At 75.3% G+C, this 25,498-nt stretch carries 30 protein-coding genes; 16 read left to right on the top strand and 14 right to left on the bottom strand.

Translation table 11 applies throughout. The annotated features are described in order from the left end of the window. Positions 1–39: 39 nt before the first annotated feature. The 4 genes from GOBS_RS22640 to GOBS_RS22625 all read left to right on the top strand — a co-directional run bounded on the left by GOBS_RS22640 (position 40) and on the right by GOBS_RS22625 (position 2,781). Positions 40–984 carry an asparaginase gene (locus GOBS_RS22640; protein WP_041241632.1) on the top strand — a complete coding sequence of 315 codons (945 nt, stop codon included), beginning with the start codon at positions 40–42 and terminating at the stop codon, positions 982–984. An 86-nt stretch (positions 985–1,070) separates the two neighbouring features. Further along, the gene (locus tag GOBS_RS22635) at positions 1,071–1,583 is read left to right on the top strand and encodes a helix-turn-helix domain-containing protein (RefSeq protein ID WP_012950594.1); all 513 of its coding nucleotides are present in this window, start codon (positions 1,071–1,073) and stop codon (positions 1,581–1,583) included. Further along, the gene (locus GOBS_RS22630) at positions 1,580–2,311 is read left to right on the top strand and encodes a hypothetical protein (protein WP_012950593.1); all 732 of its coding nucleotides are present in this window, start codon (positions 1,580–1,582) and stop codon (positions 2,309–2,311) included. The genes GOBS_RS22635 and GOBS_RS22630 overlap by 4 nt, the downstream gene beginning before the upstream one ends. A gap of 179 nt (positions 2,312–2,490) precedes the next feature. Then, complete coding sequence (locus GOBS_RS22625) at positions 2,491–2,781, top strand: DUF2516 family protein (protein ID WP_012950592.1); 291 nt, start codon at positions 2,491–2,493, stop codon at positions 2,779–2,781. A gap of 13 nt (positions 2,782–2,794) precedes the next feature. Here the strand turns inward: GOBS_RS22625 and GOBS_RS22620 are convergent, their stop codons facing one another. Beyond that, complete coding sequence (locus tag GOBS_RS22620) at positions 2,795–2,998, bottom strand: PspC domain-containing protein (RefSeq protein ID WP_012950591.1); 204 nt, start codon at positions 2,996–2,998, stop codon at positions 2,795–2,797. 23 nt (positions 2,999–3,021) lie between these two features. Between GOBS_RS22620 and GOBS_RS22615 the strand changes: the two genes are divergently transcribed. After that, complete coding sequence (locus GOBS_RS22615; RefSeq protein WP_012950590.1) at positions 3,022–3,534, top strand: O-acetyl-ADP-ribose deacetylase; 513 nt, start codon at positions 3,022–3,024, stop codon at positions 3,532–3,534. Here the strand turns inward: GOBS_RS22615 and GOBS_RS22610 are convergent. The 5 genes from GOBS_RS22610 to GOBS_RS22595 form a co-directional block, all read right to left on the bottom strand. Continuing rightward, complete coding sequence (locus GOBS_RS22610; protein ID WP_012950589.1) at positions 3,524–4,387, bottom strand: spermidine synthase; 864 nt, start codon at positions 4,385–4,387, stop codon at positions 3,524–3,526. The genes GOBS_RS22615 and GOBS_RS22610 overlap by 11 nt on opposite strands. Positions 4,388–4,510: 123 nt before the next feature. Further along, positions 4,511–5,269 carry a maleylpyruvate isomerase N-terminal domain-containing protein gene (locus GOBS_RS22605; RefSeq protein WP_166487488.1) on the bottom strand — a complete coding sequence of 253 codons (759 nt, stop codon included), beginning with the start codon at positions 5,267–5,269 and terminating at the stop codon, positions 4,511–4,513. A gap of 89 nt (positions 5,270–5,358) precedes the next feature. Continuing rightward, a complete protein-coding gene (locus tag GOBS_RS26635) occupies positions 5,359–5,535 on the bottom strand; it encodes a DUF1059 domain-containing protein (protein WP_012950587.1) in 177 nt (58 codons plus the stop codon). Between the two features lie 74 nt (positions 5,536–5,609). Next, the gene (locus GOBS_RS22600; RefSeq protein WP_166487487.1) at positions 5,610–6,707 is read right to left on the bottom strand and encodes an EAL domain-containing protein; all 1,098 of its coding nucleotides are present in this window, start codon (positions 6,705–6,707) and stop codon (positions 5,610–5,612) included. A gap of 267 nt (positions 6,708–6,974) precedes the next feature. Next, positions 6,975–7,847 carry a class I SAM-dependent methyltransferase gene (locus tag GOBS_RS22595; RefSeq protein ID WP_012950585.1) on the bottom strand — a complete coding sequence of 291 codons (873 nt, stop codon included), beginning with the start codon at positions 7,845–7,847 and terminating at the stop codon, positions 6,975–6,977. A gap of 34 nt (positions 7,848–7,881) precedes the next feature. On the opposite strand from GOBS_RS22595, the gene GOBS_RS22590 reads away from it, so the two are divergent. Then, positions 7,882–8,889, top strand: a complete 1,008-nt coding sequence (locus tag GOBS_RS22590; protein ID WP_012950584.1) for a UDP-N-acetylmuramate dehydrogenase — start codon at positions 7,882–7,884, stop codon at positions 8,887–8,889. 89 nt (positions 8,890–8,978) lie between these two features. Here GOBS_RS22590 and GOBS_RS22585 read toward each other — a convergent pair whose 3' ends face one another. Both GOBS_RS22585 and GOBS_RS22580 read right to left on the bottom strand, forming a co-directional pair. Then, a complete protein-coding gene (locus GOBS_RS22585) occupies positions 8,979–9,467 on the bottom strand; it encodes a GNAT family N-acetyltransferase (RefSeq protein ID WP_012950583.1) in 489 nt (162 codons plus the stop codon). Positions 9,468–9,471: 4 nt separating this feature from the next. Beyond that, positions 9,472–10,257, bottom strand: a complete 786-nt coding sequence (locus tag GOBS_RS22580; protein ID WP_012950582.1) for an SDR family oxidoreductase — start codon at positions 10,255–10,257, stop codon at positions 9,472–9,474. 81 nt (positions 10,258–10,338) lie between these two features. On the opposite strand from GOBS_RS22580, the gene mshA reads away from it, so the two are divergent. The 5 genes from mshA (at position 10,339) to GOBS_RS22555 (ending at position 14,996) form a co-directional block, all read left to right on the top strand. Next, a complete protein-coding gene (gene mshA, locus GOBS_RS22575) occupies positions 10,339–11,691 on the top strand; it encodes a D-inositol-3-phosphate glycosyltransferase (RefSeq protein ID WP_012950581.1) in 1,353 nt (450 codons plus the stop codon). Beyond that, the gene (locus GOBS_RS22570; protein WP_012950580.1) at positions 11,688–12,221 is read left to right on the top strand and encodes a type III secretion system chaperone family protein; all 534 of its coding nucleotides are present in this window, start codon (positions 11,688–11,690) and stop codon (positions 12,219–12,221) included. The genes mshA and GOBS_RS22570 overlap by 4 nt, the downstream gene beginning before the upstream one ends. Next, on the top strand, positions 12,218–13,786 hold the full coding sequence (locus GOBS_RS22565) for an MFS transporter (protein ID WP_012950579.1): 1,569 nt from the start codon (positions 12,218–12,220) through the stop codon (positions 13,784–13,786). The genes GOBS_RS22570 and GOBS_RS22565 overlap by 4 nt, the downstream gene beginning before the upstream one ends. Before the next feature lie 41 nt (positions 13,787–13,827). After that, complete coding sequence (locus tag GOBS_RS22560) at positions 13,828–14,130, top strand: hypothetical protein (RefSeq protein WP_166487486.1); 303 nt, start codon at positions 13,828–13,830, stop codon at positions 14,128–14,130. Between the two features lie 98 nt (positions 14,131–14,228). Beyond that, the gene (locus GOBS_RS22555) at positions 14,229–14,996 is read left to right on the top strand and encodes a phosphoglyceromutase (protein WP_041242639.1); all 768 of its coding nucleotides are present in this window, start codon (positions 14,229–14,231) and stop codon (positions 14,994–14,996) included. A 189-nt stretch (positions 14,997–15,185) separates the two neighbouring features. Here the strand turns inward: GOBS_RS22555 and phoU are convergent, their stop codons facing one another. Continuing rightward, positions 15,186–15,845, bottom strand: coding sequence for a phosphate signaling complex protein PhoU (phoU, locus tag GOBS_RS22550; protein WP_012950576.1), 660 nt, complete (start codon positions 15,843–15,845; stop codon positions 15,186–15,188). Positions 15,846–16,067: 222 nt separating this feature from the next. Here phoU and GOBS_RS22545 point away from each other — a divergent pair, with 222 nt between their 5' ends. Together GOBS_RS22545 and GOBS_RS22540 are read left to right on the top strand one after the other, a co-directional pair. Further along, a complete protein-coding gene (locus GOBS_RS22545; RefSeq protein ID WP_012950575.1) occupies positions 16,068–17,312 on the top strand; it encodes a sensor histidine kinase in 1,245 nt (414 codons plus the stop codon). Further along, positions 17,309–17,989 carry a response regulator transcription factor gene (locus GOBS_RS22540; RefSeq protein WP_012950574.1) on the top strand — a complete coding sequence of 227 codons (681 nt, stop codon included), beginning with the start codon at positions 17,309–17,311 and terminating at the stop codon, positions 17,987–17,989. Before GOBS_RS22545 ends, GOBS_RS22540 begins: the two co-directional genes overlap by 4 nt. A 19-nt stretch (positions 17,990–18,008) precedes the next feature. Here GOBS_RS22540 and GOBS_RS22535 read toward each other — a convergent pair whose 3' ends face one another. Both GOBS_RS22535 and GOBS_RS22530 read right to left on the bottom strand, forming a co-directional pair. Further along, positions 18,009–18,218, bottom strand: coding sequence for a DUF3072 domain-containing protein (locus tag GOBS_RS22535; RefSeq protein WP_012950573.1), 210 nt, complete (start codon positions 18,216–18,218; stop codon positions 18,009–18,011). Between the two features lie 10 nt (positions 18,219–18,228). Continuing rightward, the gene (locus GOBS_RS22530) at positions 18,229–18,435 is read right to left on the bottom strand and encodes a hypothetical protein (RefSeq protein ID WP_012950572.1); all 207 of its coding nucleotides are present in this window, start codon (positions 18,433–18,435) and stop codon (positions 18,229–18,231) included. Between the two features lie 81 nt (positions 18,436–18,516). On the opposite strand from GOBS_RS22530, the gene GOBS_RS22525 reads away from it, so the two are divergent. Next, positions 18,517–19,515, top strand: a complete 999-nt coding sequence (locus GOBS_RS22525; RefSeq protein WP_012950571.1) for a helix-turn-helix domain-containing protein — start codon at positions 18,517–18,519, stop codon at positions 19,513–19,515. 120 nt (positions 19,516–19,635) lie between these two features. Here the strand turns inward: GOBS_RS22525 and GOBS_RS22520 are convergent, their stop codons facing one another. The 3 genes from GOBS_RS22520 to GOBS_RS22510 form a co-directional block, all read right to left on the bottom strand. Further along, entirely contained in the window at positions 19,636–20,481 is an 846-nt protein-coding gene (locus tag GOBS_RS22520) for a class I SAM-dependent methyltransferase (protein ID WP_012950570.1), read from the bottom strand. Positions 20,482–20,485: 4 nt separating this feature from the next. Further along, positions 20,486–22,669, bottom strand: a complete 2,184-nt coding sequence (locus GOBS_RS22515; RefSeq protein ID WP_012950569.1) for a bifunctional MFS transporter/dTMP kinase — start codon at positions 22,667–22,669, stop codon at positions 20,486–20,488. 98 nt (positions 22,670–22,767) lie between these two features. After that, positions 22,768–23,568 carry a DUF3109 family protein gene (locus GOBS_RS22510; RefSeq protein WP_041241630.1) on the bottom strand — a complete coding sequence of 267 codons (801 nt, stop codon included), beginning with the start codon at positions 23,566–23,568 and terminating at the stop codon, positions 22,768–22,770. 73 nt (positions 23,569–23,641) lie between these two features. Here GOBS_RS22510 and GOBS_RS22505 point away from each other — a divergent pair, with 73 nt between their 5' ends. Further along, positions 23,642–24,604 carry a Ppx/GppA family phosphatase gene (locus tag GOBS_RS22505; protein WP_012950567.1) on the top strand — a complete coding sequence of 321 codons (963 nt, stop codon included), beginning with the start codon at positions 23,642–23,644 and terminating at the stop codon, positions 24,602–24,604. Then, positions 24,601–25,413, top strand: a complete 813-nt coding sequence (locus tag GOBS_RS22500) for a hypothetical protein (RefSeq protein ID WP_012950566.1) — start codon at positions 24,601–24,603, stop codon at positions 25,411–25,413. Before GOBS_RS22505 ends, GOBS_RS22500 begins: the two co-directional genes overlap by 4 nt. Positions 25,414–25,498: the final 85 nt, after the last annotated feature.

The following is a 25,498-nucleotide window of genomic DNA, read 5'->3' as shown; positions in this document are numbered from 1 at the left end:
CGGGGCCGTTCCAGCACGTCGCCTTGGCCGGACAACCCGGTGCTGGTCGAGGTGTGGCGCTCGGGGTTCCTGGAGTCGGTGCACCGCGGCTCGCTGGTCGTCGTCGGCCCCGACGGTGCGGTGCTGCACGCGGTCGGGGACGTCGACCGTCCGGTGCTGCCGCGGTCGGCGAACAAGCCGGTGCAGGCGACCGCGCTGCTGGCCGCCGGCTGGACGCCGCGCTCGGGGGAGGAGCTGGCCATCGGCGCCGGCTCGCACTCCGGCGAGGACGGCCACCGTGAGCTGGTCGCCGGGATGCTCGCGGCCGCGGGTCTCTCGCCCGACGACCTCGGCTGCCCGCCGGCGCTGCCGCTGCACGATCCCGACTTCGCGGCCTGGCTGGCCGCCGGCCGGGCGCCGGAGCGGCTGGCGATGAACTGCTCCGGCAAGCACGCGGCGATGCTGTCGGCCTGCGTCGCCGCCGGCTGGCCCACGGACGGGTACCTCGAGCGCGAGCACCCGCTGCAGCAGGCGGTCGAGGCCCGGCTCGGCGAGGCGGCGGGCACGCCGGTGGCGGCGGTCGTCGTCGACGGCTGCGGGGCCCCGCAGCACGGGCTGCCGCTGACGGGCCTGGCACGGGGGGTGTCCTCGCTGGTCGAGGCCGCGGCCGGCGCGCACGACCGGGCGGTCGCCGACGCGATGCGGGCGCACCCCTGGTTCGTGGCGGGCACCGGCCGGGAGGACACCGACCTCATGTGCGCCGTCGACGGCCTGCTGGTCAAGGGCGGGGCCGACGGCGTGCACGTCGCCGCCCTGCCGGGCCGCGGCGCGGTCGCGCTGAAGCTCGACGACGGCGGCGACCGCGGCCGCGCGCCCGCGCTGTGCGCCGGGCTGCTGCGCCTCGGCGTCCCGGCCGAGCAGCTGAGCCCCTGGTCGCTGACGCCGGTCTCCGGCGGGGCCGGCGTGGTCGGAGAGGTGCGAGCGGCCGCTGCGCTGCTGAGGTGAACCGACACGCCGGAGGTGAGGCGTCTCACACCCGACTGCCAGCTCCTCCGCTTGCAAGAGCTAGCACCCGGGCCTAGCGTCGAGGTGTGCAGAACCCGGGGGACTTCGTCCGCGGACAGGTGACCACCGTCCGCGGCGTGGTGGACCAGCTCGCGGGCAGCGTCGCCGAGACGGTCGCCGCCGAGCGCTCCAAGGTCTCGGCCACCGGTTCCCAGGTCGGGGAGTTCATCCGCGAGCAGCGCAGCGCCGCCCGGGTGTCCCTCCGCGAGCTCGCCCGCACGGCGGGGGTGAGCAACCCCTACCTGTCGCAGGTGGAGCGAGGGCTGCGCAAGCCGTCGGCGGAGATCCTCGCGGCGATCGCCAAGGGTCTGAAGATCTCCGCCGAGACGCTCTACGAGCAGGCCGGGATCCTCGACCGCCGCGACGGCAACCCGGACACCGTGGCGGCCATCCGTGCCGACCAGTCGCTCTCCGAGCGGCACAAGGCCGTGCTGCTCGAGCTGTACGGGACCTACGTCCGGGAGCACGCCACGAGCGCGTCCACCCCGGCAGACCCCACTGACCCCACCCCGAACCGTTCCACGAAGGAGTCGGCATGACCGCCACCGACACGTTGAAGAAGTACGGCGAGACCGTCGCCGTGCAGAACAAGCAGGTCCTGCTGGCCGCCGTCGGCGCCGGCGACCTGGCCGTCGAGCGCACCCGCGCCGTCGTCGGCACCCTGCGTTCGCGCGTCGAGGCCCTGCCCGGCGAGGCCCAGGTGCAGGTCGACCTGGCCGCCAAGGAGGCCCGCACCCGCGCCGAGGAGGCCGTCTGGACCGCGCGCACGTCGGCCCAGCAGGTCGCCACCGCCGTCCGTCCCGACGTCGTCGCGAGCACGGTGGCCGGCCTGGTGAGCACCGCTCGCACGCAGACCGTCGCCACCATCGAGACCCTCGCCGTCCGCGGTGCCGAGGTCGTCGAGGAGCTGCGCCGCCAGCCCGTCGTCCGCAAGGTCGTCGGCCGCGCGGAGCGTGCGGTGGACGCCGTCGAGGACGCCCTCGAGGACGTGCTCGAGGAGACCGCCGAGACCGTCGCCGAGGCCTCGAACGAGGTCACCTCCATCGCGCAGAAGACCGCGGCGAAGGCCGAGAAGGTCATCGACCAGGCCGAGGAGGCCACCCACGAGGCCGCCGAGCAGGCCAAGGCCACCCTCGAGGCGGCCGAGGAGCCCGAGGCCAAGCCGGCTCGCAAGCCCGCCGCGGCCAAGAAGACCTCCGCGGCGCGGAAGTCGGCTCCGGCCGGCACCTCCGCCCGGGTGACCCGCACCACCAAGCGCAACGACTGACGAAGGACCTCCCTGCCCCCACCGCTCGCAAGCTCGCGGCGGGACCCTGCAGGGAGGCCGCCCCGGTCCCAGGGCCCCGGAGCCGCGCACAGCGCTCCGGGGCCCTGTCGCGTCCGGGACTCCCCCGGAGGGGTCGCAGGACCACGGCCGGGAGCGCGCCGGCGGGTACCCTCCCGGGCATGCTGAGCTTCCAGGGTGCCGTGTACGCGGTGCTCTTCTACGCGGCTCTGGCGCTCACGGTGTGGGCGCTCGCCGACGCCCTCATCCGCCCGGCTGCCGGCTACGTCGCGGCGGGCAAGCTCACCAAGCCAGGCTGGGCCGCCATCCTCGGGCTGTCGGTCCTGGTCATCGTCGTCTTCCAGACCCCGCTGAGCTTCCTGGGCCTGCCGGCGGTCATCGCCGCGATCGTCTACCTCGTCGACGTCCGGCCCGCGGTCCGCGGGCTGAGCCGGGGCGGCAACAGCTGGTGAGCCGTGGGGGCACTCAGTACCGGGTGTCCTTCGGGATCACGATCCACAGCACCAGGTAGGCGATGAACTGCGGGCCGGGCAGGATGCAGGAGAGCACGAACGCCAGGCGCAGACCGCTCGGCGAGATGCCGTAGCGCCGGGCGATCCCCGCGCAGACACCGGCGATGACCTTGTTGTGGGTGTCGCGGCGGAGGGGAAGTCGGGCAGGCGAGGTCATGTCCCCGACCCTACGGTCGGGCAGTGCTCCTGCGCGCGGTCCGTGGCGACATCACCGAGGCCGACGTCGACGTCGTCGTCAACGCGGCCAACCCCGGACTGCTCGGCGGCGGCGGGGTCGACGGCGCGATACACGCGGCCGGTGGCCCCGAGATCCTGGCCGAGTGCCGGGCGCTGAAGGCCGGGCTGCCCGGCGGCCGGCTGCCCCGCGGCCGGGCCGTCGCGACGACGGCCGGCCGGCTCCCGGCCCGCTGGGTGGTGCACACCGCCGGCCCGATCTGGTCGGCCGACCAGGACCGCTCCGCCGTCCTGCGCTCCTGCTGCACCGAGAGCCTGCGCGTGGCCGACGGCCTCGGGGCCCGCTCGGTCGCCTTCCCCGCCATCTCGGCCGGCGTCTACGGCTGGCCGCTGGCGGACGCCGCGGTGCAGGCGGTGGCCGGTGTCCGCGCGGTCGAGGTCCAGCACGTGCAGGAGGTCCGGTTCGTCCTGTTCGACGACCGCGCGCTGGCGGCGTTCGAGGCCGCGCTCACCGGCTGAAGACGCCCTCCGGGGGCTCCGGGGAGGCGACCGCGTCGGCGTCGTGCACCGGCTGCGCGCTGCCGGCGAAGCGGTCCAGGTCGGCGCCCTCGACCACCCGGCTCGGCATCGGGTCGGCGGCGCAGCGGCGCACCAGCGCGGGGATCGGGAGCTCGGCGTCCGAGGCGACCGCGACCAGGTTGCCGAAGCGGCGGCCGCGCAGCGTGCCGGGCTCGGCGAGCAGGCACACGTGCGCGAAGACGGCGCGCAGCGTGGCCACCTGCGTGCGCGTGAAGCGCAGCGGCGGGCCGTCGGCGACGTTGGCGGTGTAGGTGCCGCCGGGCCGCAGCACCCGGTGGGCCTCCTGCGCGTACTCGACGCTGGTCAGGTGCCCCGGCGTGCGGGCCCCGGCGAAGACGTCGCTGACGACGACGTCGGCGCCGGCGCGGGGGAGCGCGGCCAGCCCCTCGCGGGCGTCGGCGGCGCGCACCCGGACGCGGGCGTCGCGCGGCAGCGGCAGGTGTGCCCGGACCAGCTCGGTGAGCGGCTGGTCGAGCTCGACGACCCGCTGCCGGGAACCGGGGCGGGTCGCCGCGACGTACCGGGGCAGCGTCAGTGCGCCGCCGCCCAGGTGCACGACGTCGATCGGCCGGCCCTCCTCGGCGGCGAGGTCGAGCACGTGGCCCATCCGGCGCACGTACTCGAACTCCAGGTGGGTGGGGTCCTCGAGGTCGACGTGCGACTGCGGCGTGCCGTCCACCATCAGGACCCAGGAGCCGTCGCGGTCAGCGTCCCCGAGCAGCTCGGCGGTGCCGCCGGCGACGGGCGTGGGACCGGGCGGGACGACGGGCTCGGCCTGCCGGCGCCGGCTCACCGGGTCACCGGGACGGGAGGCACGTCGGCCATCGTGCCGTACCCGCGACACCGCACGGTCGGAGCGCCCGGAACGCAGGAGATCGGCGATCCCGCCGTTGCTGCGGGGGCGCCTGCGGTGCCGTCAGCGGCCGCGCAGCAACGCCTCGGCGCCCGGGTCGCCCGTCACCACGACCTCGGCCGGGCGACCCCACAGTCGCCGGAGCAGGGCGGCGGCGGGCGCCTGGAGCCGCGCGTCGACGCGCTGCGCGTCCTCGTCGGCCACGACGACGTCCCCCTGCGTCACGCGCGCCGTCCACACCCGGCCGGTGTCCGTGCTGCGCACCGCGACGGTCGCCGTGGCGGTGGACACCGGCTCGGTGTGCGCCCACCGGGGGACGACGACGCGCAGCACCTCGTCGACGCCGTCGTCGGCCAGCTCGGGGTCGACGTCGGTGACCGGCACGCCCGCAGCGACCTCCAGGTCCATCCGGTGGACGGCGAGCTCGTGCGCCTGCCGGCGGGCCCAGGAGGCGGCCGTCCGCTCCGCCGCCGGGCTCATGTGCCAGGCGGGGCCGTCCGGCGGCGTGCTGCGCAGGGCGTGCAGCAGGTCGGCGAGGCCGGCGGCGTACCAGTCGAGCAGGCCGTCGTCCGGCGGCTGCGGGGGCGCGGCGGGCCGGTCGGTGGTCCCGGCGCGCACGATGGCGGTCGCCCAGCGGTGGACGGCGCCCAGGTGGCCGACGAGGTCGCGGACCCGCCAGGCGGGGACCCAGGGGACCGGGGCGTGCAGCCCCGGCGCCGCGGTCAGCCCGGCCTCGACCTCCTGGGCGAGGACGCCGAACCGCTCGCCCTCCCGAGCGACGGCCTCGACGCAGCGGAGCCGCAGGCGCTCCTCGATCGGCACGTCGGCCATGGTGCCGGAGCGGTTCTCAGCCCGGCCCCTCCAGGGCACCGCCCCGAGCTCGCGAGGGGCGGGGAGGAGGGGGTCCTTCCTCACGCGTCGTTGCGGATGCGTCTGCGGACCTCGTCGACCAGGTGCGCCGGGATCTCGGTGAGGCCGTGGTCGGCGCGGGCGTGCGCGGCCACGGCGGCGAGGATCTCCTCGTCGGTGGGTGCGACGAAGGTGCGGGTGCAGGTGGGGACGACGTCGCCACAGGAGAACTGCTTCACGGGTGCCTCGAACGGAGTGGTGGTACGGGTGGGCAGTGCGGGCCGCGCCGCCGTCCGGCGGTGCCCGTTCGCTCCTACCCATCGGCGGCGAGTCTGAGCAGGAGGCGTTCCACGCGGACGACGCCGACCGCGACGCCGACGTCGTCGACGCAGACGATGGGGTCGAAGCGGGAGTGCTCGGGGCGCGCCGCGGCCCGTCGGGCCACCTCGCGGACCCCCGCGAGGACGGGGACGCGGAGGCTCACCGGGGCGACCCGGTGCCCGGGGTCGTCGTCGCCGCGGCGGCGCGGCAGCAGCAGCGCCTGGGGCCGGCCGCCGGGGTCGACGCGCAGCCCCGTCTGGCCACCGGGCACCACGCCACCGGCCGGGCCGCCCTCGACGGGCACCTCCTCGACCAGGCTGGCCACGTGCTCGACCAGGCGCGCCCTGGCCGACCGGAACCGCAGCGGCGCGGCCGTCCCCGGGTCGAGCCGGGGCCAGGCGGGTCCGGGCCGGCCGAAGAGCCAGCCCTGGCCGAGGGGGACACCCAGGCGGAGGAGCGCCTCCACCTCGCCCCAGGCCTCGATGCCCTCGGCCAGCAGCCACGCGTCGATCCGTCCGGCGAACTCACCGAGCAGCTCGGTGAGTGCCAGCTTGACCTCGTCGCCGTCCACCCCGTTCACGATCGCCCGGTCCAGCTTGACCATCTGGGGCTTGATGGCCGCGATCTGCTGGAGGCCCGAGTAGCCCGACCCGGCGTCGTCGACCGCGAGGAGCGCGCCCCGGCTGCGCAGCCGGTCGCGGAGGTCCATGAGGGGGTCCAGGTCGGTCACGTCCTGGTGCTCGGTCAGCTTGAGGACGAGGGGCGCGAGGTCCTGGACGGCCAGGAGGGCCTCGGCCAGCTCGGGGTCGGTGAGCAGGTGCGGGCTGACGTTGACGGTGAGGAAGCAGTTGGGCGGCACGGTGCGCAGCAGGTCCAGGCAGCGCCTGACGACGAGGCCCTCCAGCTGCGCACCGACGCCCTGGGCGCCCGCAGCGGCGAACCACTGGTCGGGCGGCACCCGGCTCGGCCGGCCATCGGGCTCGGAGAAGCGGGCGAGGGTCTCGTAGCCCGCGACGACGCCGCGCTGCAGGTCGACGATCGGCTGGAAGAGCAGTCGCAGCCGCGACGGCTCGGCGAGGACGGACGCCACCCGCCGTGGCCACTCCGCTGCCGTACCGGCGGGGGTCACGGCCTCGGGCCGTGGGTCAGCCAGTGCATGGTCCTGCCCGCACCGCCCCCTCCGCAGTCCGACTGCGTCGCCCCGCAAGTACGGACCGTAGCGGATCGGATCACCTCCCGCGGGCGCTGGGGGAGGTTCATCCGCCCGCCGGCGAGGAGGTGCAGGTCAGCCGGGGAGGCGTGAGGCGGATCAGACCCGGCCGCCGGGCACTCCTGCGGCCGCGCCTCCCCGGCCGGCTCAGACCGGGGCGACGGCGGACCAGCGCACGGTGACCTCGCCGTGCCGCCACCGGCGGCTGGAACCGACGAACGGCCACCCCTGCTCGGCGAGGGCCTCGACCGCGGCGGTCCAGCGCTGGCGCGGGCCGAAGGTGGACAGCCCGGCCGCGGTGGCCCAGGCCGTGTCGAGGGCGCGGAGGAACTCGTGCACCGGCTGACCGGGCACGTTGTGGTGGATCAGCGCCTTGGGCAGCCGCTCGGCGAGGTCGGAGGGCTCGTCGAGGTCGGACACCCGGGCCGACAGCGTCAGGGTCAGCGGTCCGTCGGCGTCCAGGGCGACCCAGGCCGAGCGCCGTCCCCACTCGTCGCAGGTGCCCTCCACCAGCAGCCCGCCGGGGCCGAGCGCGGCGCACATCGTCTGCCAGGCCTGCGCGGCGGACTCCTCGTCGTACTGGCGCAGCACGTTGAACGCCCGCACCAGCACCGGGCGCAGGCCGGCCAGCTCGAAGCCCCCGACCCGGAAGTCGACCCGGGGCGGATCGCGGTCGGCGGCGACGGCGGCCACCCGCTCGGGGTCGATCTCCAGGCCGACGACCTCGAGGCCGTGCACCTCCGGACCCAGCCGGTCGGCCAGCTCCAGGGTGGTCACCGCCGACGAGCCGTAGCCCAGGTCGACGACGAGCGGCCGGGCGGCGTCGCGCAGCCGCGGCATCTGGGTGGCCAGCAGCCAGCGGTCGGCCCGGCGCAACCGGTTGGCGTTGGTGGTGCCGCGGGTCGGCAGGCCCAGGGCGCGGGCCCGGCCGGCGGCCAGCCGCGGACCGGCCTTCCTGGGGAGGCTGGCCCGGCGCTTGTGGTCCTCGCCTCTCCGGGGTCGGCCTCCTGCCTCGCTCACCGGCCCAGAGCCTAGTCCCGGTTAGCGTGGTGCCGTGCAGGTCCGACGCAACGCCCGCTTCGCGGAGCTGACGACCCTCGGCGTGGGGGGTCCCATCGACCGGCTGGTCGAGGTCTCCGACCCCGACGAGCTCGTTGCCGCCGTCCGTGAGGCCGACGACGCGGGACGGCCGCTGCTGGTCCTCGGCGGCGGCTCCAACCTGATCGGCCCGGACGCCGGGTGGCCCGGTGACGTGGTCGTGGTCCGGAGCCGGGGCGTCGAGCGCGACGGCGGCCGGCTGGTCGTGCAGGCCGGCGAGCCCTGGGACGACCTGGTGGCGTACACCGTCGAGCAGCGGCTGGCCGGCATGGAGGCGATGTCCGGCATCCCGGGCTCGACCGGGGCGACACCGGTGCAGAACGTCGGCGCCTACGGCCAGGAGGTCGGCCAGGTCGTCACCGCCGTCCGCGTCTGGGACCGCGCGCGGTCGGCCGAGCAGGTGCTTCCCGCGGAGGACTGCGGGTTCGCCTACCGGGACAGCCGGCTCAAGCGCGAGCCCGGCCGGTTCGTCGTCCTGACCGTCTCCTTCGAGCTGGAGCCGAGCGAGCTGTCCCGGCCGGTGGGCTACGCCGAGCTGGCGCGCACCCTCGGCGTCGAGCTGGGGGAGCGGGCGCCGTTGGCCGACGTCCGCGCCGCGGTGCTGGAGCTGCGCCGCGGCAAGGGCATGGTCTGGGACCTCGCCGACCCCACCAGCCGCAGCGCGGGCTCGTTCTTCACCAACCCGGTGGTCCCGGTGACCCAGGCCGTCGAGGGCTGCCCCAGCTGGCCGGCCGGCGACGGTGAGGTCAAGCTCAGCGCCGCCTGGCTCGTGCAGCACGCCGGCTTCGGTCGCGGCACCCGCCACGGACGCGTGGGGACGTCGCCCCGCCACAGCCTCGCGCTGACCACCGAACCCGGCGCCACCGCCGAGGAGCTGCTCGCCTTCTCCGAGAAGATCATCGCTGCTGTCCAGGAGCGCTTCGGCGTGACCCTGGAGCGCGAGCCCACCGCGATCCGTCCCTGACGGCCGCCGGGGCCGGCGCTGCCGGCGTTCCTCGCGCACTGCCGGCGCTGCAGCAGCGGCAGCCCACGAGGAACCCCGGCAGAGGGTGCTCAGGTCAGGTCGAGGAACATCACGTGCAGGCCGACGTAGCCGTGCTCGGGGTGACGGAACGCGCCGGGCACCGTGCCGAGGACGACGAACCCCAGCGACCGCCACAGCGAGACCGCGGCGGTGTTGGTCTCGACCACGGCGTTGAACTGGATGCCGCGGTAGCCGGCGTCGCGGGCCCAGCCGACGACGTGCTCGCCCAGTGCACGGCCCACACCGCGCCCCTGCGCGGCCGGGTCGACCAGGAAGCTCGCCGTCGCGATGTGCGACCCGCGACCCGGCCGGTTGGGGCCCATCTTGGCGCTGCCGAGCACGGTGTCGCCGTCTACCGCGACCACGGTCCGCCCCGGCGGCTGCTCCATCCAGAGCGGCCGGGCGTCCTCCAGGGAGAGCTCCTCGGGGTAGGCGTAGGTGTGCCCGGCGTCCACGACCGCCCGCAAGAACGGGTGGACAGCCAGCCAGTCCCCGTCGGTCGCCTCACGGATCAGCACCGGCTCAGCCCTCCCGGTGCACCTTGTGCTGGGCGGCCTGCGCCCGGGGGCGGACGACCAGCAGGTCGACGTTGACGTGGTGCGGGCGGGTGAGCGCCCAGGCGATGCAGTCGGCGACGTCCTCGGCCACCAGCGGCTCGCGGACCCCGCGGTAGACCGCTTCCGCCCGGTCCTGGTCCTGGACCCGGTTGAGGGCGAACTCCTCGGTCCGCACCATCCCGGGTGCGATCTCGACCACCCGCACCGGCTGGTCGAACAGCTCCAGCCGCAGGGTCTCGGCCAGCGTGTGCACGCCGTGCTTGGCCGCCGTGTAGGACGCGCCGCCCTCGTAGCTGACCAGCCCCGCGGTTGAGCCCACGAACAGCACGTCGCCGGCGCCCGAGGCGATGAGCGCGGGCAGCAACGCCTTGGTCAGCCGGACGGTGCCCAGCACGTTGACCTCGTAGGTGCGCGCCCAGGAGTCCAGGTCGGCCTCGGCCACGGGGTTGGCGTCGAAGGCCCCGCCGGCGTTGTTGACCAGCACGTCGACCCGGTCCAGGGCGCCGGCGAACGCCGCCACCGAGTCGGGGTCGGTGACGTCCAGCGGCAGCGCCCGGGCGCCGATGGAGGCGGCCAGCCCGGTCAGCCGGTCCATGCGCCGCGCGCCGAGGACGACGTCGAAGCCCTCTGCCGCCAAGCGGGTCGCGGTGGCCGCACCGATGCCGCTGGAGGCGCCGGTGACGACGGCGGTCCGCCCCGTGCCGGGCAGCTCGCGGGGACCGGATGCAGGATGGGTCGGGGGACCGGGCATGAGGCCCATCCTGGCGTTGTTGCAGACTGCAATGTCGAGCGGGTGCCTCCCGGCGCCCTGGAGCGAGGCGGGAGGTCGCACGTGGCCGCTCGCCGCCGTCCCCGCTCGGCCGTGCCCCGGCGGGTGGCCACCCTCTCGGTGCACACCAGCCCCCTCGACCAGCCCGGTGCCGGCGACGCCGGTGGCATGAACGTCTACGTCGTCGAGGTGTCCCGCCGGCTGGCCGAGCGCGGCATCGCCGTCGACGTCTTCACCCGCGCCGTGTCCAGCGACCTGCCGCCCGTGGTGGAGATGAGCCCCGGCGTCACCGTGCGGCACGTCAGCGCCGGCCCGTTCGAGGGCCTGGGCAAGGAGGAGCTGCCCGCCCAGCTGTGCGCCTTCACCGCCGCCGTCCTGCGCGAGGAGGCCCAGCACGAGCCGGGCCACTACGACGTCGTCCACTCGCACTACTGGCTGTCCGGCCAGGTCGGCTGGCTGGCCCGCGACCGGTGGAGCGTGCCGCTCATCCACACCGCGCACACGCTGGCGAAGGTGAAGAACGCCGCGCTCGCGGTCGGCGACCGCCCCGAGCCGCGCGCCCGCGTCATCGGCGAGGAGCAGGTCGTGGCCGAGGCCGACCGGCTGGTCGCCAACACCGCCGACGAGGCCCGCCAGCTGGTCGACCACTACGGCGCCGACCCGCGGCGCACCCTCGTCGTCCCGCCCGGCGTGGACCTCGACCGCTTCACCCCCGGTGACCGGACGGCGGCCCGCCGCCGGCTCGGGGTCGCCGAGGACGCGGTCGTCCTGCTCTTCGTCGGCCGCATCCAGCCGCTCAAGGCCCCCGACCTGCTGCTCGAGGCGGCCGCGCGGATGCTCGCCGACGACCCGGCGCTGCGCGACCGCCTCCAGGTGCACGTCGTCGGCGCCCCCAGCGGCACCGGCCTGGAGGCCCCGCGCCAGCTCGAGCAGCTCGCCGCCGGGCTCGGCATCGCCGACCTGCTCCGCTTCCTGCCGCCGGTGCACGTGGAGCTGCTCGCCGAGCACTACCGCGCCGCCGACGTCGCCGTCGTCCCCAGCCACAACGAGTCCTTCGGGCTGGTGGCCCTGGAGGCCCAGGCATGCGGGACGCCGGTCGTCGCGGCCGCCGTGGGTGGCCTGCGCACGGCCGTCCGGGACGGCGTCTCCGGCGTGCTGGTCGAGGGCCGGGACCCGGCCGACTACGCCGCGGCCATCCGCGCCGTGCTCGCCCGCCGGGAGCTGCTCTCGGCGGGCGCACGGCGGCACGCCGGCGCCTTCTCCTGGGAGCGCACCGTCGACAGCCTGGTCGCGGCCTACACCGCCGCGGCGGAGGAGATGGCCGCAGCATCCCAGCGAGCGGTTCCCGGCACGCTGCTGCGCCCGGCCTGGGCACTGGGCGGAGTGCGGGCGCTGGGTGCACAGGTGGCCCGGTGAGCGTCGTCGAGGAGCTCGACGCGGTCATCGAGCAGACGCTGCGCGACGACGAGCTGGTGCACGAGCACCCCGCGCCGGGCCGCTGGCTGGTCGACCTGCCCGGCACCAAGAAGCTCAAGACCGTCTGCGGGCTGATCGTCGGCGAGCACGCGCTGCGGGTGGAGGCCTTCGTCTGCCGCCAGCCCGACGAGAACCGCGAGCAGCTGTGGACCTACCTGCTGCAGCACAACGCGCGCATGTACGGCGTCGCGTACTCCATCGACAGCGTGGGCGACGTCTACCTGACCGGCCGGCTGCCGCACGCCGCGGTCACGCCGGAGGAGCTGGACCGCGTCCTCGGCGCGGTGCTCAGCTACGCCGACGACCACTTCAACACGATGCTCGAGATCGGCTTCGGCACGTCGATCCGGCGGGAGTGGGAGTGGCGGGTCAAGCGCGGGGAGTCCCTGCGCAACCTGGAGGCCTTCGCCGACTTCGTCGACCCCGGCCGCAGGTCCCGCGCCACCGGCGCCCCGGACGGCGGGGCGTGACGGCGACCGAACGGTCGCTCCCCGAGGCCGCCGAGGAGCCGCCCGGACACGCCCGCCGGTGGTGGGTGCTGGCCACCATGACGGTCTGCCTGCTCGTGGTGATCATGGGTAACACGACCCTCAACGTCGCCATCCCCACGCTGCAGCGCCAGCTCGGCGCCAGCCAGGGCCAGCTGCAGTGGGCGATCGACGCCTACATCCTCGTCTTCGCCGGTCTGCTCTTCTCCTGGGGCGTCATGGGCGACCGGATCGGCCGGCGCCGGGTGCTGCTGATCGGGCTGTCGGTCTTCACGGCCGGCTCGTTGCTGGGCGCGTTCAGCAGCAGCCCCGGCGAGCTGATCGCCTGGCGGGCGGTCATGGGCATCGGCGGCGCCGCCGTCCAGCCGACGACCCTCGCCGTCATCACCAACGTCTTCCCGGAGGGTGAGCGCGGCCGCGCGATCGGCGTGTGGGCGGGCGCCGCCGGGATCGCCGTCGCCGGCGGCCCGCTGGCCAGCGGCGCGGTGCTCGAGCACTTCTGGTGGGGCGCGATCTTCCTCATCACGGTGCCGGTCGCACTCCTCGGCATCGTGGCGACGGTGCTCGTCGTCCCGGAGTCCCGCGACCCCTCGCCGGGCCGGCTCGACATCCCCGGCGTCCTGCTGTCGGTGCTGGCACTGGCCGGGCTGGTCTACGGGATCATCCACGGCGGCTCGGGAGCGGGCTGGGGGTCGCCCGGCGTCCTCGTGCCACTGCTCGGTGGGCTGGCCCTGCTGGTGCTGTTCGTCTGGCTGCAGCGCCGCTCGGCGCACCCGGCGCTGGACGTCACGCTCTTCCGCAACCCGGCCTTCTCCGCCGCCGCGGCCGCTCTCGGGCTGAACTTCTTCGCCCTCATGGGCGCGACCTTCTACGTCGTCTACTACCTGCAGGGCGTGCTCGCCCACGGCCCGCTGGCCAGCGGCGCGGCGCTCATCCCCATGGCGCTGGGCATGGCGGTCATGGCGCCGGGCAGCTCGCGGCTGGCCGAGCGGTTCGGCGCCAAGGCCGTCGTCGGCGCCGGCTTCGGCCTGCTGACCGCGGCGGTCTGCGGCTTCCAGCTGCTGGACACGACCTCGCCGCTGTGGCTGCTCCTCGTGATCCTGACGGTGCAGGGCCTCGGGATGGGGACGGTCATGGCGCCCACGACCGAGTCGATCATGTCGGTGGTGCCCCGGCACAAGGCCGGCGCCGGCGCGGCGGTGAACAACTCCGTGCGCCAGGTCGGCGGCGCGCTGGGGGTGGCGGTCCTCGGCTCGCTGCTGGCCAACGCCTACGCGGCCCGGCTCGGGAGCGCGGTCGATGCGCTGCCGGCCGACGCCCGGGCCGAGGCCAGCACCTCGCTGGTGGGCACCCTCGCGGCGGTGCAGCGGACCGTGGGGGGCGGGGACCCCGAGGCCGCCGCCGCGGCGGGCGACCTGGTCGGCCCGGCCCGGGAGGCGTTCGTGGCGGCGATGCACCTCACCGCCCTGGGGACGGCGCTGGCGACCGCCCTGGCCGCCGTCGTCGTCCTCGTCTGGCTGCCGGGGCGGGCCCAGGCGACGAGCTGACGGCGGCCCGCCGGCCGCGGTCAGCGGTTAGCGTGGCGGCGGTGCAGGAGGGTCCCGGTCAGCAGCATCGGCAGGTCCGGGCACTCGTGGGCCTGCTCGCCGCGACCGCGCTGGTGTACCCGCTGCTGCTGTGCGCGGTGCGGCTGACCTTCGCCCAGCTCCTCGCCGTCGACGTGGGTGGCACCCTGCTGTGGCTGACCGCCGGCGCGGTCTGCAGCGTGACCGCCGTCGCGGCACTGCGCTGGGGGGTGGACCGCCCCGTCCGCAGCCCCTGGCTGTTCAGCGGCCTGCTGCCGCCGGCAGCGTTCGAGGCCTGGCTGCTGTGGCCGCTGCTCGCCGGATGAAGGACCTCCCTGCCCCCCACCGCTCGCAGGCTCGCGGCGGGACCCTGCAGGGAGGCCGTTCCATCACCTCACCGGTCGGGCAGGATGGCCGCGTGACGATGTACTCGCCCCAGACCCGCCCCGGCACGCTCGTGCTGCTCCGCCACGGCGAGAGCGAGTGGAACAAGGCCAACCTGTTCACCGGCTGGGTGGACGTGCCGCTGTCGGAGAAGGGCCGCGGCGAGGCCGCCCGGGGCGGTGAGCTCCTCGCTGAGCACGGCCTGCTGCCGCAGGTGGCGCACACCTCGGTGCTCACGCGGGCGATCACCACCGCCGAGCTGGCGCTGGCCGCCGCGGACCGGCAGTGGATCCCGGTCAAGCGCTCCTGGCGGCTCAACGAGCGGCACTACGGCGCGCTGCAGGGCAAGGACAAGGCCGCCACGCTCGCCGAGTACGGCGAGGAGCAGTTCACGGTCTGGCGCCGCTCCTACAGCACCCCGCCGCCGCCCATCGAGCCGGGCAGCGAGTACTCCCAGGACGGCGACGCGCGCTACGCCGTGCTGCCGCCGGAGGTGCGCCCGCAGACCGAGTGCCTGGCCGACGTCGTCGTCCGGATGCTGCCGTACTGGTACGACGCAATCGTGCCCGACCTGCGCGCGGGGCTGACCGTGCTCGTCGCCGCGCACGGCAACAGCCTGCGGGCGCTGGTGAAGCACCTGGACGGGATGGACGAGGACGAGGTCGTGGGGCTCAACATCCCCACCGGCGTCCCGCTGCGCTACAACCTGGACGACGACCTGCGCCCGACCAACCCCGGTGGCCGGTACCTCGACCCCGACGCCGCAGCCGCCGCCATCGAGGCCGTCAAGAACCAGGGCAAGCGCTGACGAGCCGGCCCCGGAGGGGTCGGCGAACAAGCGCTGGACGGGCTCCCGCACGGCCGCTGGACGGGCTCCCGCACGGCGGCCTGAGGAGTGGGCGGGCGGAGCCCTCCCCGACCAGGGTCGGGGAGGGCTCAGCGCCGTCGGGCACGGCACCGGGCCGCGGTGCCGTCCGGTAGGACGGCAGTGCCATCGTCAATCGGCATGCGCGTGCATCTCCCGCTCGCCGGTGACCAGGTACACGACCCGGCGCGCGACGCTGACCGCGTGGTCGGCGAAGCGCTCGTAGTAGCGGCCGAGCAGGGTGATGTCGATGGCCGCCTCCATGCCGTGCGGCCAGTCCTTGAGGAGCAGCTCGTTGAACAGCTGCCGGTGCAGCTGGTCCATCAGGTCGTCCTCGGCCTCCAGCGCCGCGGCCGCCTCGACGTCGAGCTTGGCGATGACGGTCGCCGTCTGGGTCACCAGGCTCTCGGCGACGTTCCCGGCCTGGAGGAAGATCGGCCGCAGCTCCTGCGGGACGGCGTGCTCGGGGAAGCGCATCCGCGCGAGCTTCGCGACGTGGACGGCGAGGTCGCCCATGCGCTCGAGGTCGCTGATGATCCGCATCCCCGCGGTGATGGTGCGCAGGTCCGTGGCGACCGGCGCCTGCCGGGCCAGCAGGGTGAAGCACCGCTGCTCGATGCTCTCCCGGGTGGCATCGATGTGCTCGTCGCCCTCGATCACCAGGTTTGCCAGCTCGATGTCGGCGTCCAGCAGTGCGGTGGTGGCCTTGCTCATGGCCGACCCGACCGAGTTCGCCATCTCGACCAGGCAGTTGTTGATGTCGTCGAGTTCCTCGTGGTAGTGCTGACGCACCGTCGTCCTCCTCGTCGGCCTGTCGGCCGTGGCGCAACGCTCGGGGTACCCGCTGCTCGAGGCCCCGACGATCTCTGGACCCCGAGGGTAGGACCGATCGTCGACCCACTTCGGCCCTGTCGGTGAACGGGTGGGCACCGGGACGTGAACAGTGACGGTCCGGGGTGCCGCCGTCACCCGGATGGAGGGTGTCCGTCGCGGAGCGCGGCCTAGCATCGGCGCGTGAGCTCGTCGGTCGCCCTGCTGGTCGGCGGCGTCGTCGGCCTGGTCGTCGGCGTCCTGGTCGCCACGCTGCTGCGGCGTCCGCGCCGTCCCGACCTCGAGCAGTCCGCGCCGTCCGACGGAGCGGCCCCCGAGGCGGTCCTGTCCCGGCGGCTGCTCGACCTGATCGATCCCGCGGTCGTCCTGATCGACCCGGACGACGTCGTCCTCGTGGCCAACCCGGCAGCGCGCTCCCTGGGCATCGTCCGCGACACCCGGCTGCTGGTCCCCGAGCTGCTGGAGCTGGCCCGCGCGGTGCGGGACGGCGGCCGGCGGCGCGCCGAGGTGTCGCTGCCCGGCTCGGTCGTGGGCGGGGGGCCACGGCAGGTCGGCGTCCTGGGTGTCCGGCTGGAGCGGGGATCGGACCCGGCGGCGGGACCGGTGGCGCTGGTGCTGCAGGACGTGACCGAGGCCCGCCGGGTGGAGGCGGTCCGGCGGGACTTCGTCGCCAACGTCGGCCACGAGTTGAAGACCCCGGTGGGCGCGCTGTCGCTGCTCGCCGAGGCGATCGAGGACGCCGCCGACGACCCGGAGACGGTGCGCCGGTTCGCCACCCGCATGACCCACGAGGCCGACCGGCTGGCCCGCCTGGTCCGCGAGCTCATCGACCTCTCCCGGCTCCAGGGCGGCGAGCCGCTGCCGGAGCTGGTGCCGGTCGAGGTCGACACGGTCATCGCCGAGGCCGTCGACCGCACCAAGCTGGCCGCCTCGGCCAAGCAGATCGCGATCGTCACCGGCGGTGAGGGCGGACTGGTCGTGCGCGGTGTCGAGTACCAGCTGGCCACCGCGGTCACCAACCTGCTGGCCAACGCCGTCGCCTACAGCCCCGAGCACACCCGGATCGCCGTGAGCGCCCGGGCCCGGGCCGGCTTCGTGGAGATCACCGTGACCGACAACGGCATCGGCATCCCGCGGGAGGACCGCTCGCGGGTGTTCGAGCGCTTCTACCGGGTCGACCAGTCCCGGGCCAGCCGCACCGGCGGCACCGGTCTCGGGCTGGCCATCGTCAAGCACGTGGCCACCAACCACGGCGGCTCGGTGAGCGTGTGGAGCGAGGAGGGCCTCGGCTCCACCTTCACGCTGCGGATCCCGCTGGCCGCCGGCGCGGACACCCCCGCCACTCCTGGACCCGCCGGCGACGCGCCGGCCGAGCACGACCTCGCCGGCGGTCCGCCCGCCGCTGACGCCCCGAAGGGACGGTCATGACCCGAGTGCTGGTGGTGGAGGACGAGGAGTCCTTCTCCGACGCGCTGTCGTACATGCTGCGCAAGGAGGGGTTCGACGCCGTCGTGGCCAACAACGGGCCGGAGGCGCTCGCCGAGTTCGAACGCGGTGGCGCCGACGTCGTCCTCCTCGACCTCATGCTGCCGGGGCTGCCCGGCACCGAGGTCTGTCGGCAGCTGCGCTCCCGCAGCAGCGTGCCGATCATCATGCTGACCGCCAAGGACGCCGAGGTCGACAAGGTCGTGGGCCTGGAGCTCGGCGCCGACGACTACGTGACCAAGCCCTACTCGGCCCGCGAGCTGGTCGCCCGCATCCGCGCGGTGCTGCGCCGCCGCGGCGACGTGGAGGCACTGGTGGAGTCGGCGCTGGAGGCCGGCCCGGTGCGCATGGACGTGGAGCGGCACGTCGTCTCGGTGGACGGCGAGCCGGTGGCGCTGCCGCTGAAGGAGTTCGACCTGCTCGAGCTGCTGCTGCGCAACGCCGGGCGGGTGCTCACCCGGGTCCAGCTGATCGACCGGGTGTGGGGCTCGGACTACGTGGGCGACACCAAGACCCTCGACGTCCACGTCAAGCGGCTGCGCGCCAAGATCGAGCCGGACCCGGCCAACCCCAAGTACCTGGTGACCGTGCGCGGCCTGGGCTACAAGCTCGAGGCCTGAGGGAGGGCCCCGGCCGGGGCTACTGGCCCCGGCCGGTCTCGTCCTGCAGCTCGTCGATCTTGCGCGAGGCGTCGGCCTTGGTGATGTCGTCCGGCACCTCCTCGCCGGCCTCGCGGGCCAGCGTGTGCAGGTAGCTCTTCTGCGCGCCGGTGGCGGGCTCGTCACCGGTCACCCAGTCCGAGGGGTCCTTCTCGGCGCTGCGGTCGTCGTTGGCAGTCGGTTCGCTCATGTGTTCGAGCCTAGGCCGGAGTGAGCTCCGGCGCAGGTCGAGCGGCGGCCGGACGGCGGGCGGACTCCCACCGGCGGCCGGTGCGGTAGACGTGCACGCCGCCGCAGGGGCACTCGACGTGCAGCGCGATGTGGGTCGGGTGGTTGACCACCGAGCGGATGCGCCGCTCGGCGACCAACTCGTCCGTGTTCGTCACGGGGCAGGTGATCAGCAACATGGGACGAGCGTGCTCCGGGGAGCGTGGTCCGACGAGTGGCAGGAGTGACCCAGATCGCAGTATTCCTGCCATACTCCGTGCATGGCAGGGAACGAGCGCCCGCTGGTCGTGAGCGTCGTCGTCGCCGACGGTCTCGTCGGCAGCTTCGGGCTCGGCGTGTGCGCCGAGGTCTTCGGCTACGACCGTCGGCACATGGGGCTGCCGCGCTTCGACTTCGCGCTGGTCAGCGAGGCGCCGGGGGTGCTGCGCACCGACACCGGCATCCCGATCACGGTGGAACACGGCCTGGATCGGCTGGCCCGCTCGGACATCGTCTCGATCACTGCCTGGGAGCTGTTCGACCGCGTCCCGTCGCCCGTGCTGCTCGACGCCCTGCGCGAGGCGCACGCCCGCGGCGCCACGATCATCAGCCACTGCACGGGCGCCTTCGTGCTCGCCGAGGCCGGGCTGCTCGACGGCAAGCGGGTCACCACCCACTGGAAGTACGCCGGGGAGCTGGCCGCCCGCTACCCCGCCGTCGAGGTCGACCCCTCGGTGCTCTACGTCGACAACGGCCGGATCCTCACCGGCGCCGGGACGGCGGCCGGCGTCGACACGCTGCTGCACCTCGTGCGCCGCGAGTGGGGCGCGGCGGCCGCCAACGCACTGGCGCGGGAGATGGTGGTGCCGCCGCACCGCGACGGCGGGCAGGCGCAGTTCATCGACTCCCCGGTCGCCGAGGTCGAGGACGACCTGCTCGGCGCGGTCCTGGAGTGGGCGCAGAGCAACCTCGCCGGCGACGTCAGCGTCGAGGTGCTCGCCCGCCGCGCGCTGATGAGCCCGCGCACCTTCGCTCGCCGGTTCAAGGCCACCACGGGGACGACGCCGCACGCCTGGCTGCTGGCCCAGCGACTGGCCGCGGCCGAGGCGCTGCTGGAGGGCAGCGACGCCCCGGTCGAGGAGATCGCGCGGCTGGTCGGCTTCGGCACCGCCGCGGGCCTCCGCGAGCAGTTCACCCGCCGCCGCGGCGTCTCCCCTCGGGCCTACCGGCAGACCTTCCGCCGCGCGCTCGCCGCGGCGGACGACGACCAGGCGGCCTGATGGAGGACCCCCTGCCCCCCACCGTGGAAGGACCCGTCCTGCCCACCCTTCGCATGCTCGGGGCGGGGCCCGGGACGGGGCCAGCGGCGGGACCCTGCAGCGGGCCGACAGGACCCGGGCCTAGGCGTCGGGGATCGGCCGGGCGACGCCGACCAGGGAGTCCAGCCGCCCGGCGTTGGCCGGGGCCAGCGGGTTGCGCACCACGCGGGTCAGCGCCAGTCCGGCCCGGGCCAGCAGCAGCGCGTGGGTGCGCGGGGTGAAGTGCCAGATGTGCTCGGTCGGCTTGAGCGTCCACCAGCGGGTGCCCAGCAGCCGAGCCGGGAGCGAGGAGACGTAGGGCGTCGAGAACAGGACCACGCCGTCGTCGGCGACCTGCGAGCGCACCGTCCGCCAGAACGACAGCGGGTCGGGCACGTGCTCGACCGTGTCCCAGGCGCAGACGACGTCGAAGCCGGGGGTCAGCGGCGCCTCCTCGAGCTGACCGCAGAACACGTCGAGGCCGAGGGTGTCCTGCGCGTGCTTGGCCCCGGTGCGGGAGAGCTCGACGCCGGACGTCGTCCAGCCCGCCGCGCGGGCCGCGGCCAGGAACAGGCCGTAGCCCGCGCCGACCTCCAGCAGCCGCCCGCCCGCCGCCGCGCCGCCCCGCTCGCGGTCGATCAGGGCGAGCCGGCCCGCCGTCCAGGTGCGCTGCAGCAGCATCGCGGGAGAGAGGCCCGCCTCGACCGAGGGCGCCGCATCGGTGGAGACCGCCGAGCCGTAGACGCCGCCCTCGAAGTAGCCGGCGTCGTCGTAGATCCGCTGCAGCGCCTCCGGGCGCAGCCGCGGGCTGATGAAGACCAGCTCGCACTGCGGGCAGCGGACCACCCCGAACGGGGCGACGTCGTGCACCAGCGTGCCGGGCACCCGGCACAGGCAGCAGACGACGTCCTCGGTGTCCTCGACCGTCCAGCCGGTGAGCTCCTCCACCCGGTCAGCCTACGGAGCGACCCGCCCGTTCCGCGGCAGCGGTGGAGGTCGCGCCGGGTGTCGCCGGCTCCGCGGGAACCGGGGACTCCTCGGCGGGGGCCGGGTAGCGCGTGGCCACCAGGGTGGCCAGCCGGCGGCGGACGACGGGGGAGACCATCCCCTCCTCGCCGTCGGTGTCCAGCAGCTCCCCGGGGACGACGACGTAGCGGTCGGGTGCGGCCTCGGCCTGGGCGAGGAAGGCGCGGCGCACCGCCTCCGCGTCCGCGTCCGCAGGGGCGGAGGTGACGGGGGAGTCGACGACGACGGTGAGGTCCGGCAGCAGCCCGCGGGTGGCCCACAGCGACGTCCGGAAGATGCGGTCGGCGTCCAGCCCCTGGCCGGCGCCGTGGAAGGCGATCGAGGTGTCCACGTAGTGGGTGTTGACCACCACCCGCCTGCGCTCGAGGGCCGGGCGGATCACCGCGGCGACGTGCTGCGCGCGGTCGGCGGCGGCCAGCAGGGCGGCGGTGTGCGCGCCGATCGGGCTGCCGGTGTCGTCGACGGCCGGCTCCGGCTGCGGGAAGCCGGTGCCCGAGCCGGGCGGAGGCGGGAAGAGCAGACCGCGCACCTGCCGGCCCAACTGGGTGTCGCTGGGCTCGGAGGTGACCTCGACCGGGCAGCCGCAGTCGCGCAGCACCTGCGCCAGGTCCGCGGCGTAGCGGCGGGTCAGCTCGCGGTCGGCCCCCTCGACGACGATGAACAGCCCCACGCCGCTGGAGGCGGCCGAGAACAGGTCCGAGCGGCCCCACAGCAGCCGGAGCACGTCGCGGAACCGGGTGCGCGAGCGCGCCGGCACCACCTGGCGGGTGGCGTAGGCGCTCACCGCGAGGGCCACCACCCCGCCCACCAGCAGCGTCAGGCCGGGGCCGGTCAGGGTGAGCACCAGGTCGCCCAGGCGGACGTCGTGGGTGCCGAGCAGCCCCGCCAGGCCCGGGCCGACCGCCACCGCCAGGAGCAGGACGATGCGCACCGAGGAGATGACGAAGGCGAAGACGCGGCCGCGCAGCCGGTCCTCCACCTCGAAGCCGATCAGCGTGTAGCCGATGATCCAGCTGACGCCGGCGAACAGGCCCACGCAGAACGCCGCGGCGGTGGCCAGCACGAAGTCCCGCAGCAGGGACATCACCAGCAGGGCCACCCCGGCCAGCCCGATGGCGTGCGTGAACACGCTGCGCCGCGGCACCGTGGGCAGGATCCGCGGCCCGGCGAGCATGCCGATGGCCAGGCCGGTGAAGACCACGCCGAACACGACCGAGTAGCCGGCGGCACCGGCGCGCAGCGTGGCCACGTACAGCTGGGCGACCCCGACGGTGAGGCCGCCGGCGCCGAACGCGCCGATGACGCCCACGTAGAGGGCGCGCATGAACGGCTGCCCGCGCAGGAAGGCCACGCCCTCCACGACCAGCGACAAGACGTTGCGCTGCCCGCCGTCCCGGTCGACCGGCGTGCCGGGGATGAGCCGGCGGGAGAGGAACACGGTGGCCGCGCTCAGGCCGAAGCTGCCGGCGTTGAAGACCAGGGCGACGACGATCGCCGTCCGGGCCTCGCTGCCGTCGCCCTCGCCGATGAGCCGGCTGACCGTCGACAGCAGCGCGAACACCAGGGCGGCGACGGGGACGGCGCCGTACACGGAGAACAGCGAGACCTGGTTGGCCACGGCCAGCCGCTCGCGGGGCACGATCGACACCCACATCGCCTGCTTGGCCGGGTTGGTGAACAGCCCGACCGCCTCGACGAGGAACTGGGCGACGTAGAGCCAGGTCAGCTCGTAGGTGACCGCGATGGACAGGTACAGCGTGAGCGCCAGCAGCTCCCCGACGACGACCGTCGTCCGGCGGTCCAGCCGGTCGGCCAGCGCTCCGGCCAGCGGGCCCAGCACCAGGTCGGGCAGCAGCCGGGTGAGGATGACGCCGGAGATCGCGGCCCCCTGCACCGCGAGAGACTCCTCCCGGGTGAGCTGCTGGGCCATGGCCGTGGTGGCCAGCAGGCCCAGCCAGTCACCGAGGCTGGAGACGGTGATCGCCGCCCACAGCCGGCGGAAGACCGGGATGCGGACCAGCGCGAAGAAGGCGTTGTCGGGGCGCGCGGTCCCGGCCGTGGTGCGCTCCCCGGCCGCGGGAGGGCCCGCCGTCGCGCGCTCCTCGTCCACTGGTCCCGCCGTCCGCTCGTCGGTCAGTCGGGGAGAGGGTAGTGGCGCCGCGTGGCCGCCCGGTGCTGTCGGAACCCCGATCGGGTAGACGTTCAGGTTCAGGGACGACGGCGGTGCAGCGTCACCGGCACGGGTGGCGGGCTGGCCGGGTGCGGGGCGACCAGGCCCCGGTCCAGGCGCTCCTCGGTCAGCCGCCGCAGCTCCGCGTAGGCCGCCGTCCCCAGCAGGGCGGTGAGCTCCCCGGCGTAGGTGACCACGAGCGGCTCGGCGGAGACGTGCGCCGCCGGGGAGCCGGTGCACCACCAGTGCAGGTCCTGCCCCCCGGGACCCCAGCCGCGGCGGTCGAACTCACCGATGCTCGACACCAGCACCGTCGTGCCGTCGGGCCGCTCGACATGCTCCTGCTCGCGGCGCACCGGCAGCTGCCAGCAGACGTCGGGCTTGGTGAGCAGCGGGTGCAGCCCCTCGCGCAGCGCCATCCGGTGCAGCGCGCAGCCGGTGCCGCCGGGGAAGCCGGGCCGGTTGAGGAAGACGCAGGCGCCGTCGACCAGGCGGGTGCGCAGCGAGCGCACGCCGCCCTCCTCGTCGGCGTCGTCCTCCTCGGTCCAGGCGCCGCGGCCGACGGGGGCCAGCTGCCAGTCCTCGTCGGTGAGGTCGGCGACCGCGGCCGTGACCCGGGCCAGGTCGTCCTCGTCGGCGAAGAAGGCGCCGTGGCTGCAGCAGCCGTCGTCCGGGCGGCCCTCGACGACGCCGGCGCAGCCCCGGCCGAAGACGCAGGTCCACGCGGACGCCAGCCAGGTCAGGTCGGCCCGGACGACGTGGTGCGGGTCGGCCGGGTCGGGGAACTCGACCCACTCCCGGGCGAAGTCCAGCGGCACCTCGGGCGGGACGTCGTGCACCCGTCCAGCGTAGAGAAGGGACCTCCTCCCCCTCACGCCCCGCTCCGCTCGGCGCGAGCCCCTGGAGGGGGCCATGCAGACTGACCGCATGAGGCTCGGGGTGCTGGACGTCGGCTCGAACACCGTGCACCTGCTGGTGGTCGAGGCCCATCGGGGCGGCCACCCGACGCCGCAGCACGACGACCGGTGGCTGCTCCGCCTGGCCGAGCACGTCGGCGACGACGACGTCCTGTCCAAGGACGGCGAGAAGGCACTCCTCCGGGCCGTGCGCAAGGCCTGCGAGCAGGCCGAGAAGCAGGGCTGCGACGAGGTGCTGACCCTGGTCACCTCGGCGATCCGCGAGGCCCGCAACGGCATGGAGGTGCTGGACCGGGTGCGGGAGAAGACCGGCGTGGAGCTGCAGGTGACCAGCGGCGAGGAGGAGGCGCGGCTGACCTTCCTCGCCGTCCGCCGGTGGTTCGGGTGGAGCGCCGGCCGGCTGCTGGTGTTCGACATCGGCGGCGGGTCGCTGGAACTGGCCAGCGGGCTGGACGAGGACCCCGACGTCGCGCTGTCGCTCCCGTTGGGCGCCGGCCGGATGACCCGGCGCTTCCTCCCCGAGGCGCGCACCGGCGGGCGCCCCGACCTGCGGGCGCTCGCCGAGCTCGACGAGCACGCCGCCGACCTGCTCAAGCCCGCGGCGAAGAAGCTGCTGGCCGGCGGACCGCCGGACCTGGTGGCGGCGACGTCCAAGACGTTCCGGACGCTGGCCCGGCTGACCGGCGCGGCGCCCTACTCCGCCGGGCTGCGCGCGCCGCGCCAGCTGACCCTCGACGGGCTCGGGCAGCTGCTCGGCTTCGTGGCCCGCATCGAGTCCTCCGCGCTGGCCGAGCTGCAGGGCGTGTCACCCGACCGCGCCCACCAGATCCCCGGGGGTGCCGTCGTGGCGCGGGCCGCGATGCGGGCACTGGACGTACCGTCCGTGCGGATCTGCCCGTGGGCGCTGCGGGAGGGCGTCATCCTCCGGCGACTGGACTCGTTGGAGGACGAGAGATGAGCACTCCTCCCGGCAGCCGCGGCGAGGGGCGCCGCGACCCGGAGACCGGCGGCCGTCCGCTGGCCGACATCCTGCGCGAGGCCGGGGTCGAGTCACCGACCCGCGGACGGCGCCGGCGGGGGGACGAGCTCGAGGACACCGGCGTCCGCCAGCGCGGCACGGGGGACACCGGGCGGGTGGCCGACCGGCCGGAGTTCGGACGGCGCGCCACCGACCGGGCCGGGGACGACGCCTCCGCCGCGCCGCGGCCCGACCGGCGGGCCGGACGCCGGCAGCCGGAGCCCTCCACCGCGGCCATTCCCGGCCTGCGGCCCTCGCGCAAGCCCGGCGTCCCGGGCGCGACCGCAGCCGGGGTCACGCCCGACGGGGCCGTGCGGGAGGACCGCTCGCGGGAGGACCGGGGGCGTGAGGACCGGGGGCGGGCGCCCCGTGAGCGGGTGACCGCCGAACCCGGGCCGCGGACGGGCCCGATCCCCGTCGTCCGGGCCGACGACCCGCCGCTACTGGAGGACGATGGCCTCGCCCCCCGCGAGGGCGCGATGGCGTGGCTGCGCTTCGGCGGCGAGCTGGTGCTCGCGCTGGCCGCCGGTGTCGGCATCTACTTCCTGTTCACCGTGCTCTGGCAGCAGCTGCCCTACCTGGCCGTCCTCCTGGCCCCGGTCGCGGTGGCCGGGCTGGTCGGCGGCGTCGGCGCGTGGCGGCAGCGTCAGGACCGGGAGCCGGTCGGCGCGCGGCTGGTGGCCGTCCTGGTCTTCGCCGGGACCCTGCTCACCATCGCGCCGGCCGCCGGCCTGCTCTCCACCGGCTGAGAGGGTGTTGGGTAACTGACCGACCACCTCGGGTGCCGGTCTGGCCGGATCAGGTGCGCGCCCGGCGTGGCAACCCGATGGGGAT

This window comes from Geodermatophilus obscurus DSM 43160, assembly GCF_000025345.1.
GTDB lineage: Bacteria > Actinomycetota > Actinomycetes > Mycobacteriales > Geodermatophilaceae > Geodermatophilus > Geodermatophilus obscurus.
Note: the sequence above shows the minus strand (reverse complement) of the source record. Positions and strands in the feature narration are given on the sequence as shown.

Coding starts and splice junctions, on each gene's coding strand:
- GOBS_RS22620 (WP_012950591.1), bottom strand. CDS start 2,998: ATGACCTCGCCTGCCCGACTTCCCCTCCGCCGCGACACCCACAACAAG.
- GOBS_RS22555 (WP_041242639.1), top strand. CDS start 14,229: ATGTACTCGCCCCAGACCCGCCCCGGCACGCTCGTGCTGCTCCGCCAC.
- GOBS_RS22530 (WP_012950572.1), bottom strand. CDS start 18,435: ATGTTGCTGATCACCTGCCCCGTGACGAACACGGACGAGTTGGTCGCC.
- GOBS_RS22625 (WP_012950592.1), top strand. CDS start 2,491: ATGCTGAGCTTCCAGGGTGCCGTGTACGCGGTGCTCTTCTACGCGGCT.
- GOBS_RS22505 (WP_012950567.1), top strand. CDS start 23,642: ATGCAGACTGACCGCATGAGGCTCGGGGTGCTGGACGTCGGCTCGAAC.
- GOBS_RS22535 (WP_012950573.1), bottom strand. CDS start 18,218: ATGAGCGAACCGACTGCCAACGACGACCGCAGCGCCGAGAAGGACCCC.
- GOBS_RS22630 (WP_012950593.1), top strand. CDS start 1,580: ATGACCGCCACCGACACGTTGAAGAAGTACGGCGAGACCGTCGCCGTG.
- GOBS_RS22540 (WP_012950574.1), top strand. CDS start 17,309: ATGACCCGAGTGCTGGTGGTGGAGGACGAGGAGTCCTTCTCCGACGCG.
- GOBS_RS22580 (WP_012950582.1), bottom strand. CDS start 10,257: ATGCCCGGTCCCCCGACCCATCCTGCATCCGGTCCCCGCGAGCTGCCC.
- GOBS_RS22500 (WP_012950566.1), top strand. CDS start 24,601: ATGAGCACTCCTCCCGGCAGCCGCGGCGAGGGGCGCCGCGACCCGGAG.
- GOBS_RS22525 (WP_012950571.1), top strand. CDS start 18,517: ATGGCAGGGAACGAGCGCCCGCTGGTCGTGAGCGTCGTCGTCGCCGAC.